Source organism: Pseudophaeobacter sp. 1A16562 (assembly GCF_041008785.1).
Classification (GTDB): domain Bacteria; phylum Pseudomonadota; class Alphaproteobacteria; order Rhodobacterales; family Rhodobacteraceae; genus Phycobacter; species Phycobacter gallaeciensis_A.
In genome coordinates, this window is sequence record NZ_JAXGFT010000005.1 from 217670 (window position 1) to 231388 (window position 13719).

At 64.0% G+C, this 13719-nt stretch carries 9 protein-coding genes; 3 read left to right on the plus strand and 6 right to left on the minus strand.

What is annotated here, in order from left to right:
• The first annotated feature begins 62 nt into the window (after positions 1-62).
• The 3 genes from SM764_RS09335 (at position 63) to SM764_RS09345 (ending at position 4039) form a co-directional block, all read left to right on the plus strand.
• Positions 63-500, plus strand: coding sequence for a hypothetical protein (locus SM764_RS09335; protein ID WP_065271946.1), 438 nt, complete (start codon positions 63-65; stop codon positions 498-500).
• A 70-nt stretch (positions 501-570) separates the two neighbouring features.
• On the plus strand, positions 571-3315 hold the full coding sequence (locus tag SM764_RS09340) for a cation-translocating P-type ATPase (protein WP_369001611.1): 2745 nt from the start codon (positions 571-573) through the stop codon (positions 3313-3315).
• Positions 3245-4039 carry a sulfite exporter TauE/SafE family protein gene (locus tag SM764_RS09345; protein ID WP_369001612.1) on the plus strand — a complete coding sequence of 265 codons (795 nt, stop codon included), beginning with the start codon at positions 3245-3247 and terminating at the stop codon, positions 4037-4039. Before SM764_RS09340 ends, SM764_RS09345 begins: the two co-directional genes overlap by 71 nt.
• Here SM764_RS09345 and SM764_RS09350 read toward each other — a convergent pair whose 3' ends face one another.
• The 6 genes from SM764_RS09350 to SM764_RS09375 form a co-directional block, all read right to left on the minus strand.
• A complete protein-coding gene (locus tag SM764_RS09350; protein ID WP_369001614.1) occupies positions 4040-4285 on the minus strand; it encodes an acyl carrier protein in 246 nt (81 codons plus the stop codon). It abuts the gene before it with no gap.
• Positions 4282-5445 (minus strand): dihydrolipoamide acetyltransferase family protein, encoded by a 1164-nt coding sequence (locus SM764_RS09355; RefSeq protein WP_369001615.1) that lies wholly within the window; start codon positions 5443-5445, stop codon positions 4282-4284. Before SM764_RS09355 ends, SM764_RS09350 begins: the two co-directional genes overlap by 4 nt.
• Complete coding sequence (gene pdhA / locus SM764_RS09360) at positions 5442-7445, minus strand: pyruvate dehydrogenase (acetyl-transferring) E1 component subunit alpha (RefSeq protein WP_369001616.1); 2004 nt, start codon at positions 7443-7445, stop codon at positions 5442-5444. The genes SM764_RS09355 and pdhA overlap by 4 nt, the downstream gene beginning before the upstream one ends.
• Entirely contained in the window at positions 7442-9193 is a 1752-nt protein-coding gene (gene acsA / locus SM764_RS09365) for an acetate--CoA ligase (RefSeq protein WP_369001617.1), read from the minus strand. Before acsA ends, pdhA begins: the two co-directional genes overlap by 4 nt.
• 169 nt (positions 9194-9362) lie before the next feature.
• On the minus strand, positions 9363-12635 hold the full coding sequence (locus SM764_RS09370; protein ID WP_369001619.1) for an efflux RND transporter permease subunit: 3273 nt from the start codon (positions 12633-12635) through the stop codon (positions 9363-9365).
• On the minus strand, positions 12632-13648 hold the full coding sequence (locus SM764_RS09375; protein WP_369001620.1) for an efflux RND transporter periplasmic adaptor subunit: 1017 nt from the start codon (positions 13646-13648) through the stop codon (positions 12632-12634). Before SM764_RS09375 ends, SM764_RS09370 begins: the two co-directional genes overlap by 4 nt.
• Positions 13649-13719 lie beyond the last annotated feature (71 nt).

Here is a 13719-nt window from a genome sequence, read left to right on the forward strand (position 1 = left end):
CCGGGCGGAGCGGATCCGCTGCACCCGGTGTTTGTCTTATGACGCACAACCAAAGGTGTCCCATGGCCAAAACTCAATCTGAATCGAAAACCTCCGGCGGCTTTGATCAGGCGGCGCAGGCTCTGTTTTCCGCCAATCCTCTGCTGGGCCCGCAGGCGCATCAATTCTGGGAAGTCCAGGAAAAGATCCTGCAAGAGGCCGAACAATTTTCAAAACACTGGTTCGACCGCCGCCACACGGCGGCCCGCACCGCATTGCAGGCCACGGCAGAGCTGTTCGGCACTGCTCCGGTCGATCCGGGTGCGGCGGCCAAGGTGCTGCACGACTGGCAGATGCAATCCGCCGAGCGGGTGGCCGAAGACGTCCAGGAATGGGTCGATTTCTGCACCCGCAGTGCAGAGTATGTCACCGCCGGTGAAGTCAGCGCCAACAAGGAAACGCTGGATTCGGTCTCCGCTGCGGTGGAGGATGCAGAGCACGGCCACGCAATTCCGGTGTGACCCGGCCGCCACCTGACATTTCCGGATGGGCAGTTTCCAGGTTGTCCCGCACCGCGTGACGGAGAGTGATATGGCACCGGTGACGGGCACAGCACCAGACGCCTTGCCTTTCGCCCTGCCTGCAGCGGATGTAGCTGCGGCGCTGGCCTGCAATCCGACCCGCGGCCTGAACGCCGCCGAAGTTGCCGCCCGCCGCGCCCGCCACGGCAGAAACCAGCTGCGGGCACAAAAGCCGCAAAGCGCGCTGCTGCTTCTGGTGCATCAGTTCCGCAGCATCATCATCTGGCTGCTGGCCATGGCAGCCGGGCTGTCCTTTGCTTTCGGTGACATTCCAGAAGGTCTGGCGATCCTGGTGGTGATCCTGTTCAACGGCGCCATCGGGTTTTTCACCGAATTGCGCGCGGTCCGCTCGATGGAGGCATTGCTGCGCATTGCCGAAGTCAGGACGCTGGTGCGCCGCGACGGCAGAGTGCGCCGGATCGATGCCCGCGCACTGGTTCCGGGAGATATCGTGATCCTCGATGCCGGAGACATCGTCACCGCCGATCTCCGTCTGCTTCAGGCCTCGAACCTGCAAAGCGATGAATCGATCCTGACTGGGGAATCCCTGCCCGTTTCCAAGAGTATCGACCCGGTCGCCCCGGAGGCCGGGATCCCGGACCGTCACAACATGGTGTTCAAGGGGACCGCGATCACCCGCGGCGCCGGAGAGGCCATCGTCGTGGCCACCGGGATGACAACCGAAATCGGCCAGATCAGTGCCCTGACAGAAACCGCCGAGGCCGAGATATCGCCACTGGAGCGGCGGCTGGACAGGCTCGGCCACCGGCTGGTCTGGCTGACGCTGGCTCTGGCCGCGTTGATGATCGCAGCGGGCGTTCTGCGCGGTCACGCGCTGATCGACATGATCCGCACCGGCACGGCGCTGGCGGTGGCGGCGGTGCCCGAAGGCCTGCCGATCGTCGCCACCCTCTGTCTGGCGCGCGGCATGTGGCGCATGGCGGCGCACAATGCGTTGATCACCCGGTTGTCCTCGGTAGAAACTCTGGGGGCAACGACGCTGATCCTCACTGATAAGACCGGCACACTGACAGAGAACAAAATGGCGGCGGTGCGCTACCTGTTCGAAGGCGCCGAGGTCCGGCCCGCGAAAAATGCCGCCGCACCGGCTGACGACCGCTTCGATCTGGCGCTGCGGATCGGGGTGCTGTGCAACAATGCCGAAACCGGCAATCCGGCCACCGGAGACAGCGCCAGCGGTGAGCCAATGGAGGTCGCACTGCTGCACGCCGCCCAAGCAGCCGCGATGACCCGCGCGAAGCTTGAGCGGGATTTCCCCCAGGTGGCCGAACACGCCTTTGACCCCGAGCATAAGATGATGGCCAGCGTCAACCGCGCCGCGGACGGGGACCGGGGCGGGTTCATCTACGCCATCAAAGGCGCGCCCGAAGCGGTGATCGAAGCCTGCGACACTCACTTGCTGCCGGATGGTCCGGCGCCGCTGGATGGCCCAGCGCGGCAGGAATGGGCAGCCCGGCAAAGCGCCGCCGCGCGCGAGGGGTTGCGGCTGCTGGCGCTGGCAATCAAACACTCCGAAATACCCGACGAAAATCCCTATCAGGGCCTGACGCTGGTGGGGTTGGTGTGTTTCCTTGACCCGCTGCGCGCTGATGTGCCCGATGCGATCCGCGCCAGCCTAGCGGCCGGGGTGCGGGTCGCGATGATCACCGGCGATCATGCAGACACCGCGGCAACAATTGCGCGGGACGCCGGCTTAACTCTGGGCGACCTCACGGTGATCGAAGGCGATGACCTGCGGGATTTCGACCCTGATACAGCGGATTTCGCCTTGCGTGACAGGGTGCTGGCGGCAGATGTCTTTGCCCGTGTGGCGCCGGAAACGAAACTGACACTTGTGCGCCTGTTCCAGCAGGCCGGGCATGTGGTTGCCATGACCGGAGATGGCGTCAACGATGCCCCGGCGCTGAAGAAATCGGACATCGGCATCGCCATGGGTAAACGCGGTACACAGGTCGCGCGCGAGGCGGCCGATGTGGTGCTGAAAGACGATGCCTTCGGCACCCTGATTGAGGCCATGTGGCAGGGGCGGGTGATCTTTGACAATATCCGCAAATTCGTCGTCTACCTGATGTCCTGCAACGTCAGCGAGGTGCTGGTTGTCGGCATCGCCGTCGGCGCCGGTTTGCCCGCACCGCTTCTGCCCTTGCAGATCCTGTTCCTGAACCTCGTGACCGATGTATTCCCGGCCTTTGCACTGGGGCTGGGCAAAGGAGACAGAGCGATCATGTCCCGGCCGCCCCGCGATCCCTCGGAGCCCATTGCCGGACGGCCGGAATGGGCGTTGATCGGTGTTCTCAGCCTGCTGATCACAGGCGCGACACTGTCGGGGTTTGCCCTGGCGCTCTACTGGCTGCGACTGGAGACCGGGCAGGCGATCACGGTGGCCTTCGTTACACTGGCCCTTGCGCAGCTGTGGAATGTCTTCAATGTGCGGGGGAACAGCGGGCGGCAACTGGTCAACGACGTGACGGGGAACCCATACATTTGGGCAGCGCTGGCCCTGTGTGCTGGTCTGTTGGCACTGGCGTTGTGGCTGCCGTCGCTGTCGGCGCTGCTGGATCTTCCCGACCCCGGCCTGCCGGGATTGGGTCTGGCTGCAGCGCTCAGCCTGGTGCCGTTGATTGCCGGGCAAATCCTGCTTTTGTTCAACCTCACACCGGAACATGACCGCGAGCAAGGAACGCAGCCGTCAGGCCGGGCCAGCCTTCGGGGGCGCGACGTTGAACGCGGTTGATCTGCTTCTGGCCGGATCCGTGGTTTTCACAGCGGCCTTTCTGCGTGGTTATTCGGGGTTCGGTTTTTCGACTGTCCTGATGGCAGGGCTGATCTTCTGGCTGCCTGCCAGCCAGATCGCGCCGATGTCCATCGCGCTTGAGATCATCGCATCGCTGGGACAATCACGCAGCGTGCTGAGGGATGTGGAGCGCCGCGCCCTTGTCTATCTGCTGCTGGCCGGGTTGATCGGCAATCCGATCGGGGTGGCACTGCTGGACCATGTACCGGATCAGGCGATGCGGATCGGCGTGCACGTCTTGATCATCGGCGCGGTTCTGACGCTGCTGCTGCGGCCCATCCGGCCCACAGTTCCAACCGCCATGGTTCTGTCCCTCGCCGGCTTCATTGCCGGTGTGGTCAATGGCGCCACTGCAATGAGCGGGCTGGTGCTGGGCCTGTTCTTCACCACAACCGCGATCAGTTCACGGGCCATGCGGGCGACAATGATCGCCTATTTCTTCTTCACTGATCTCTGGGCTGGCGCGCTTCTGACGGTATCCGGTCATTACAGCGGGCAGATCCTTTGGCATATCGCAGCCGCCCTGCCCCTGCTGTTCATCGGCCTATGGCTGGGCTCAATCTGTTTTGCCCGCTATGGGAACCACGACAGGCGTTTTCGCCGCATCGTGCTGTGGCTGCTTCTGGCGCTGTGCCTTGTGGGTCTCGGCCGGGCCGTACTCTAGTCAGGCCACCCGGGCCGCCAGATACTCCACCAGATGGTCGAAACTGTCCATCTGCGCATAATCCGCCTCTGGCATCTCCAGAGAGAACCGTTTGCCCAGCGCGGTGACGAGGTTCAGGAAATCGATTGAATCGATGTCGAACTCATCCCGAAGATCGGCGCTGCTGTCGATGTCGTCCAGCGGGATATCCGGCGCGATCCGGGTCAGCTCTTCGCCAAGGGCCTGTTCTATCTCGGTGCGGGTCATAGGGTTTCGGGCTCCTGTAGAAATCGGTCGATGGCGCGCAGGAACAGCGCGCCGCGATGGCCGTCGCTGACGCGGTGGTCTGCGGCCAGTGTCAGGGTTGCGATCTGGCGCGGCACCACCTTGCCATCCACCACCCAGGGGCGCAGCGCGGGCGTACCGATGCCGACGATGGCCACCTGTGGTGGGTAGATGACCCCAAACAGCCCGTCGATGCCGCGGTCCCCCAGACTGGTGAGGGTAATGGTGGCATCCGACAATTCGCGCGCCTTGAAGCGGCCCGCGCGCACCCGTCCGATCAGATCGCGCATCTGCGCCATCAGCCCGTCGCGCTCCTGCGCGGCCACATCAAACAACGCAGGCGCCACCAGCCCGCCGCCACGCAGCGCGATGGCAAGACCGATATGGACCTCCTTGGCCGGGGTGAATGTGCCACCTTCGAAATGGCCGTTGAACTCGGGGTATTTCTTCAGCGCCCGCGCCATGGCGCGCAGGTAGAACACTGGCGGCAGAACACGGTCCTCAGGGGCGCGGGTTTCGTTTACCTCAGCGATGAAGGCGTCTAGCACGGTCAGATCCATCTGATGGGTGAGGTAGAAATGCGGAATTTCCCGTTTGGAGCGCGACATGGCGGCGGCAATCGCCTGCCGCATGGCGCTGAGGCCAGTATCCTGCGGCGCAGTCTTGCCGCCTGCCTTGATATGGGTGGCGACATCTGCGTGGCGGACCGGATGGCCGGATGGCACCGAGATTGCACTGAGGTCCACCCCCTTTTCAGCCGCCAAGCGTCGTGCCGCTGGAGAAGCGACAATGCGTGTACCGGTAGGAACAGATGATGCCGGTTGCGGAGGCTCTGCGACCGCCCGGGGTTTGGGCTTTTCAGCCTCTGGCACAGGCGCAGGTTCAGCAGTCCGCCCATCTGCTGTCTCCCCGGTATCGATCCGTGCCAGCGGCGTTCCTACGGGCACGCTCTCCCCGATGCCGACCAGCCATTCCGTGACCGTTCCGGTGTCGTAGCACTCTATCTCGATGGCGCCTTTTTGGGTTTCCACCACGGCGATGATATCGCCGTGCGTGACGGGTTGGCCCACGGCAACCACCTGTTCCATCAGGGTGCCCGCCTCCATATCCGCCCCAAGCGAGGGCATGAGGAAATCGCTCATGGGGTCGCCCCCATCACCCGGCGGGCGGTTGCGGTGATCTCGGCCACCTGCGGGATCGCCGCCTGTTCCAGATGCGCCGCATAGGGGATCGGCACCTCGGCGCTACACACCCGGGCCAAGGGGGCGTCCAGATCCCAAAAGGCCTCTTCCGCCAGGATCATGCCAACCTCAGCCGCCAGGCTGCCGCTCTTCCAACCCTCATCCACCATTACCGCGCGGCGGGTCTTGCGCACCGAGGACAGGATCGTCTCCCGGTCCAGGGGCCGCAGCGAGCGCAGGTCGATCACCTCCGCGTCGATGCCTTCCTGCGCCAGCGCCTCGGCCGCCTCCAGCGTCTTGAACAGGGATCCGCCATAAGTGATCAGCGAGATATCCGTGCCCGCCCGCCGGACCACGGCGCGGTCGATATCCACGGGACCAGCGTTTTCAGCCAGCTCCCCCTCACGGTTATAGAGCATGACGTTTTCAAAGATCAGCACCGGGTCAGGATCGTTGAGTGCGGTCCAGAGCATGCCACGCGCGTCCTCCAGCGTCGCAGGTGCCAGCACCCGCAGGCCGGGGATATGGGCGTACCAGCCTTCCAAAGAGTGCGAATGCTGCGCCGCCAGCTGCCGCCCCGCGCCGGTGGCCATGCGGATCACCACCGGCACCCCGAACTGGTTGTTCGACATATGGCGGAAGGTGGCGGCGGTGTTGAGGATCTGGTCCAGCGCAAGCAGCGAGAAGTTGACCGTCATTACCTCGACGATGGGCCGCATCCCGGCAATGGCAGCGCCAATCCCGGCGCCAGTGAAACCGGATTCCGACAGCGGTGTATCGCGGATGCGGTCCTCACCGAACTGATCGAGCAGCCCCTTGGAGACCGCATAGCAGCCACCGTAACGGCCAACGTCCTCTCCCATCAGGAAGACACGGGGATCGCGGGTCATGGCATCGATGATGCTCGCGCGCACTGCGGCGCGGTAGGTGGTGGTGACAGGTTTTCCGGGCGGCGCGACTTCGGGCGGCGCGGGCCGATCAGGCGACATTACATATTTGGCGAGGTCCGCCGCCGACTCCTCTGTGCCACTCTCGGCAAAGGCGACGGCCTCGGCAATCTCGGCGTTAACCTCTGCGGTGATGTCATCCACTTCGCCCGCGCGCAGCAGATGATTTTCCTCGGCCCAGGTCTGGAACCGGACGATTGGCCCCTTGGCGCGCCAGTCGGCGACCTCCTCCTTGGGGCGGTAAAGCTGGGCATCGAACATGGAATGCGCGCGGAAACGGTAAGTGCGGCATTCCAGAAATTGCGGCTTGCCGGTGTCAGCGATGGCCTTCAGAGCCTTCCGCGCAGCGCCTTCAACGGCGACGATATCCATGCCGTCGACCACGTGGCTGTCGATGCCATAGCTGGCCGCCTTGGCGTGAATGTCGGTCTGCGATTCCGAGCGGTCCAGCGCCGTGCCCATGGCATAGCCGTTGTTTTCACAAACGAACAAAACCGGCAGTTTCCAGAGCGCGGCAAGGTTCAGGCTTTCGTGGAACTCGCCTTCGGCCACCGCGCCTTCGCCAAAGAAACAGGCGGTCACGGCTTCGGCTCCTTGCATCCGGTCGGCCAGCGCAAGGCCAGCGCCCAGAGGCAAGCCACCGCCGACGATGGCATTGCCGCCGTAGAAATTGTGATCGCGGCTGAACATATGCATCGAACCGCCCCGCCCCCCGGCGCAGCCTTCGGCCTTGCCGTACATTTCCGCCAGGACGCGGCCCATGGGCACCCCGCGCATCAGCGCATGACCGTGTTCGCGGTAGGTGGCGACCACCCGGTCCTGCGGGCTGAGCAGCGGGATGATGCCCGCCGCAACCGCTTCCTCCCCATCATAGAGATGCAGGAACCCACGTATCTTTTCGCGGGAGTAGAGTTCGGCGCATTTGTCCTCGAAATGGCGGATGCGAATCATCGCCTTCAGCAGCTCGCGGACATGGGCGTGGTCTAGGCGGGGTTTCACATGGTCGATGCTCATGTCTCGTCACTTTCCAGGGTTGAGATATCGCCCTCGGGCAGGCCCAGCTCGCGCGCTTTCAGAAGGCGGCGCATGATCTTGCCGCTGCGGGTCTTGGGTAGGTTCTTGCGAAAGGCGATCTCTTTCGGGGCGACCGCAGGCCCCAGCCGTTTGCGGGCGTGCCCCAGCAGATCAAGCCGCAGATCCTCATCCGGCTCATACCCCGGTTTCAGCGCCACATAGGCCTTCACCAGCTCACCCGCAGTTTCATCGGGAATGCCGATAACGCCGACCTCGGCGACGGCCTCGTGCTCCATCAGGGCGCTTTCGACCTCAAATGGGCCAATGAGGTGACCCGCGCTTTTGACCAGGTCGTCAGCGCGGCCCACGAACCAGAAATACCCGTCCGCATCGCGCATCGCGAGGTCACCGGTCAGGTACCAGCCATCGCGGAAGCATTTGTCATAGCGCGCCTGTTCGTGCAGGTAGCCGCGCATCATCGATGGCCAGCCGGGACGCAGGGCCAGTTCTCCCATCGCCTGCGGCTTGTTCAGGGCGCGCAGAGAGTCTCCTTCCGGGTCCATTTCGACGATTCCCGCCTCGATCCCCGGCAGCGGCCTTCCCATTGAGCCGGGTTTCACATCCATCGCGGCATAATTGGCGATCATGATCCCGCCGGTTTCGGTTTGCCACCAATTGTCGTGGAACGGCTGACCAAAGGCCGCGTTTCCCCAGATCACCGCCTCGGGGTTCAGCGGCTCGCCGACGCTGGCCATGAACCGCAAGGCGGGGAAATCACGCCCCTGAAGCGCCTCGGTGCCAGCCTTCATCAGCATGCGGATGGCTGTTGGCGCTGTGTACCAGACGTTGACGCCCTCGCCTTCCAGAATGTCATACCAGCGGGCGACGTCAAACTCGGCCTCGTCAACGATCATCGAAACGCGGTTGGTCAGGGGCGCGACGATCCCGTAGGACGTGCCGGTCACCCAACCCGGATCGGCGGTGCACCAATAGGTATCGCCCGCCCGCAGATCCAGCGCGATGCGCCCGGTCCAGTTGTGGGCGACCACCGCCTGATGCACATGCACGACGCCCTTCGGCTTGCCCGTGGTGCCCGAAGTGAAATGCAAAAGGGCAGTGTCCTCGGGGTCCATGGCTTCGGTGGTGAACTCCTCCGAGGCATCCGCCATCAGGTCGGTCAGCGGCAAGGTATCCTCTGCGGCCTGATCAATGACAAAGACCTTCCGCAGATCCGGCAGATCCGGGCGCAGGGCTTTCACCTTGCGCTTATAAAGCCGCGCGGTGGTGATCAGCGCATTGGCGCCCCCGATCTCCATCCGCGAGCGGATCGGCTCGGGACCGAAGGCCGAAAACAGCGGACAGAAGGTGCAGCCTGCCTTCAGCGTGCCAAGGGCGGCGATGTAAAGCTCCGGCACCCGGCCCAGCAGGGCATAGACCCGGTCCCCCTTTTGCAGTCCCTGACTGCGCAGCATATTGGCGAAGCGGTTGGTTTCCGTCTGTAGCGCGGCGTAGGTAAAATCCTGCTGCGATCCTGATTTCGAAATCCAGCGCAGGGCCAATTGCGCCCCATGTCCCGCGGCCACGTGGCGGTCGATGGCCTCATGCGCGATGTTCATCTTGCCGCCGGGCAGCCCGTCGATCAGCGCCTGCGCGTCGTTCCAGGAAAACCCGGCGCAGAGGGTATCGTAATCGGTCATATTGGCACCGGCCCTGACGCTGTCCGGTTTTGTGATCGGCGCTGTCGCCATGATGATCCTCCCCTCCGCTTGCCGCGCCACGCCGGGGCGCGTCTTTGACAATCATAGGTGGCGGGATGGCCCGCGCAGATGACCAGGATCAAAGCGCGGTGCTTTTCCCTCCTTCTGGAAACGACCGGCGATAGGGGCCCGGCGGGGCAAGCCCCGCCAAACCGATGCATTATGCCGTGTCGCGACCGCCGCGGAACGCCCAGTAGATCGCCGGGATGACCAGCAACGTTAGCGCGGTAGAGGTCGCCAGCCCGAACAGCAGTGAAATCCCCAGCCCCTGGAAAATCGGATCGACCAGAATAAAGGCCGCGCCCGACATCGCCGTGATCGCCGTCAGGAAGATCGGCAGGAAGCGCACGCCCCCCGCCGCCAGCAGCGCATCATGCAATGATCGCCCGTTGTCCTGTTCGCGGCGGATGAAATCCACCAAAAGGATCGAGTTCCGCACGATGATCCCGGCAAGGCTGATGAAACCGATCATCGATGTCGCCGTGAAGGGCGCATCCATCGCCCAGTGGCCCAGGGTGATCCCGATCAGAGTCAGCGGGATCGGCGTCATGATCACCAGCGGTAGCTTGAAGCTGCGGAACTGGCCGACGATCAGGAAATAGATCCCGATGAGCGCCGCACCAAAGGCCGCACCCATATCGCGGAAGGTGACATAGGTGACCTCCCACTCGCCATCCCACAAAAGGATCGGATTGCTTTCATCCATCGGCTGACCGTAAAGGGTGACCTCAGGCTTCATCCCCTCGGGCCAATCGCGGGCGTCGATCTCCTCCTGCACCGCGATCATGCCGTAAATCGGCGCTTCGAACCGGCCCGCCAGATCGGCGGTGACCATCTCCAGATCCAGCCCGTTCTTGCGGAACACCGGCCATGAGCCCTGCTCGACCGAGACGCGTACCACTTCGCCCAGTTCCACGTTGCCCTCACCGATGCCGGCGGGACCACGGGCGGGCAAGGGTGTCGCCAGCAGCGCTTCGGTGACCTGACGGCGCTCCTCGCTCAGCTTCAGACTGATCGGGATAGGCCGCACCCCGCCGCCGCGTTGGGAATAGCCGACGGTTGTGCCATGAAACAGCAGCGACAGCGTGTCATAGACCGCGCTTTGCTCCACCCCGTGGAAATCAAGGCTGGCCTGATCGATCTCGATCCGCAGCCGTTCGGGCGGGTGACCAAAACTGTCGTCCACATCGACGATGAAATCCACGTCCGTAAAGATCTCGCGCAGGCCGGTGGCCACCTCGCGGCGGGTTTCAGGATCGGGGCCATAGACCTCGGCCAGCAGCGTTGCCAAAACCGGCGGTCCGGGCGGCACCTCGACCACCTTGACCGATGTGCCTGCGGGCAGATCCACCTCGGCCAGCCGCGCGCGCAGGTCCAGCGCGATGGCATGGCTTTGGCGATCACGCTCTTCCGAGTCGGCCAGGTTGATCTGCAGATCGCCCAGTTCCGGGTTCTGCCGCACGAAGTAATGCCGCACGAGGCCGTTGAAGTTGAACGGCGCAGCAGTGCCTGCATAGGCTTGGATGCTTTCGATCTCGGGGATTTCGGCGGCCGCCTGCGACAGTGCGAACAGGGCGCGCTCGGTGTCTTCCAGTGTCGCGCCTTCCTGCAGATCGACGATCACCTGCACTTCGGACTTGTCATCAAAGGGCAGAAGTTTCACGACCACCGACTGGGTGCCGAACAGGGTGACTGAGGCCCCGGTGGCCACAAAGACGAGGATTAGGAAAATGGCCGCGCCGCTGCGGCTGGCCAGCAAGGGCCGGGCAATGGCGCGATAGATGCGGGCCATGCGGGAATCCTCGCCGTGACCATCCTCTGCCCCATGAGCCGCAACAGCGCCCGGTTTCCGCCGCTGAAGCCGCAGCATGATCCAGGGTGCAAAGATCACCGCCACGAAAAAGCTGAGGATCATCGCCGCCGAGGCATTGGTGGGAATGGGACTCATGTAGGGGCCCATCATGCCGGAGACAAACAGCATCGGCAGCAAGGCAAAAACGATGGTGAGCGTGGCGATGATGGTCGGATTGCCCACCTCGGCTACCCCGCGCAGGGCGACCTTGGTCTTGTCGCCATTGGGATCCAGCCGCCAATGGCGGGCAATGTTTTCCACCACCACGATTGCGTCATCCACCAGAATCCCGATCGAGAAGATCAGCGCGAAGAGCGACACCCGGTTGATGGTGAACCCCATCAGGTAGGAGGCGGCAAAGGTCATCAGGATGGTGGCGGGAATGATGATCAGCGTCACCACCCCCTCACGCCAGCCGATGAAGACCACGATCATCAGGAAGATCGACACGCTGGCCCCCGCAAGGTGCGAGAACAGCTCGTCCGATTTCTTCTGCGCCGTCTCACCGTAGTTGCGGGTGACCTCAACCTCCAGCGCATCGGGCAGGAAATCGCGTTCGGCAATCTCCAGCCGCTGCAGCAGTTCCTTGGCCACGTTGACAGCATTGGCGCCTTCGCGTTTGGCAAAGGCAAGCGAGACCGCCGGTCGTGGTGTGGCCTCTCCAGGGTGCAGGGTCCAGGCGCGGTTGTCCGCATCGGCGGGGGCAATGCTGACGCGGGCGACGTCCTTGACATAGACCGGGCGCCCGTCACGGGTGGTGACCAGCAAAAGGCCCAGATCGGGCTTGCCAACCAGGCTCTGCCCGCTCAGCAAATCGCGGGAGGCGCCGGTCTGGCGCACCCGGCCCAACAACTCAGACCGGTTGGCATTGCGCACCTTCTCGGCCAGTTGCTCCAGCGTGACACCATAAAGGGCCAGCGCCGCCGTGTCCGGCTCCACCCGGATTTCGGTGCGGCTGTCACCAACGATATAGGTGCGGCCCACATCCTCAGCCTTGGACAGTTCCGACATCAGCTGCGAGGCGACTTCGCCCAGGTTTGCCCTGTCCCACCGCTCTGCCTCATCGCGCGGCAGGTCCGCGCGCGGGGCGAGTGACAGAACCAGAATAGCGACGTCGTTGACCCCGCGCCCGATGATCAGAGGCTCAGGAATGCCGATGGGCAGTTGGTCGAAATTGGCTCGGATTTCGGAATGAACGCGGAGGATTGCGTCATCCTCGGGAACGCCCACCTCGAACCGGGCGGTGGCCATGATACGGTCGTCAAAGCTCTGGCTGTAGACATGTTCGACGCCGGGCAGGCGCTGCAGCAGTGCCTCGATCGGTTTGGCGACAAGCTCCACCGCGTCATCGGCGGCCAACCCGTTGGCCTGGATGAAGACATCCACCATGGGCACCGAGATCTGCGGCTCTTCCTCGCGCGGCAGCAGCAGCAGGGCCACAAACCCCAGAATCAGAGCCGCAATCAGCAGCAGCGGCGTCAGCGGTGAGTTGATAAAGGCGCGTGAAATGGAACCCGCAATGCCCAGCGATTCCCCGGCCCCGTCATCGGTGCGCGCGTCGGTGTTGGGTGTCGTGCTCATTGCTGCGCCGCCTCATAGGGGGTCAGCCGGTCGCCGGGCTTCAGCCCCGCCAGAACCTCGATCCCGCCATCGACACGCACGCCAGGCTGCACCACCACTTCGGCATCGCTGTCGAGCCGGGCAAAGGTGACACCGTGGCGCTGCTGCAGATACCCTTCGGGCACCACGATGGCGGGGCGCTGGCCGGTGGCGATCAGCAGCCGCACCCGTTCCCCGACAAAGAAATCGCCCAGCCCCTCGGCCTCCACATCGACCACGACCTGACCGGCCACCAGCTCGGGATAGATCTTGGCGACGCGTCCGTCGCTCTGTACCTCGGTGTTGGTCAGTGCGCCGCGCGCCAGAATGCGCACGGTTTCACCGGTTTCCAGATAGCGGGCGTGGCGTTCCGGCAATTCGGTGCGCAGCACGAAATTCTCGGTGGCGATGGTGGCGATGGTTTCGCCGGGATTGACGAACATGCCATCCACCACCGGCACGCTGAGGATCCGGCCCGCTTCGGGCGCCAGCACGATCCCCTCGGCCTGACGCGCCTGCAACAGATCCCGCTGGGCCTGTTGGGCGGCCAGATTTTCCTCGGCCACGTTCAGCGCCGTCTGCGCCTGATCCACCGCCATCTTGGGCGAAGCGCCCCGCTCGCGCAGCTCCAAGGCGCGGGTCAAATCGATCCGCGCAAGGGCGATCTGCGCCTCCAGCGCCCGGATGCCGGCCTCAACCCCGGCGATCTCAAGCGCCAGCTTTTCATCGACGATCCGCGCCAGGGTCTCGCCGCTTGCGACGCTGTCGCCTTCCTCCGCGCTCAGCTCGTACAGGTTGCCGGACAGGCGGGCGCGGGCCAGGGCGCGTTTCACGCTTTCGACCTTGCCGAAGACCGGCCGCCAGTCAGAGACCTCGGTCATCTCAACATCAAAAGCCTGCGCATGGACCCCGTTTGAGGCCAGCAGGCAGATCACCGGCAGCAAGGCACGCAGTGATGAAATTCGGAGCGGCAAGGCTCGGGGCGAAAAGCGCATATTCGTTCCTCTTCAGGGCTTGGGGTCGCGCAACATGACTGGTTCCGCACCGAAAGCTTTGGCCGACACAT

Bases quoted from the DNA above. Each gene is read 5' to 3' on its own strand.
- SM764_RS09335 (WP_065271946.1), top strand. From the start codon at position 63: ATGGCCAAAACTCAATCTGAATCGAAAACCTCCGGCGGCTTTGATCAG.
- SM764_RS09340 (WP_369001611.1), top strand. From the start codon at position 571: ATGGCACCGGTGACGGGCACAGCACCAGACGCCTTGCCTTTCGCCCTG.
- SM764_RS09345 (WP_369001612.1), top strand. From the start codon at position 3,245: ATGACCGCGAGCAAGGAACGCAGCCGTCAGGCCGGGCCAGCCTTCGGG.
- SM764_RS09350 (WP_369001614.1), bottom strand. From the start codon at position 4,285: ATGACCCGCACCGAGATAGAACAGGCCCTTGGCGAAGAGCTGACCCGG.
- SM764_RS09355 (WP_369001615.1), bottom strand. From the start codon at position 5,445: ATGAGCGATTTCCTCATGCCCTCGCTTGGGGCGGATATGGAGGCGGGC.
- pdhA (WP_369001616.1), bottom strand. From the start codon at position 7,445: ATGAGCATCGACCATGTGAAACCCCGCCTAGACCACGCCCATGTCCGC.
- acsA (WP_369001617.1), bottom strand. From the start codon at position 9,193: ATGGCGACAGCGCCGATCACAAAACCGGACAGCGTCAGGGCCGGTGCC.
- SM764_RS09370 (WP_369001619.1), bottom strand. From the start codon at position 12,635: ATGAGCACGACACCCAACACCGACGCGCGCACCGATGACGGGGCCGGG.
- SM764_RS09375 (WP_369001620.1), bottom strand. From the start codon at position 13,648: ATGCGCTTTTCGCCCCGAGCCTTGCCGCTCCGAATTTCATCACTGCGT.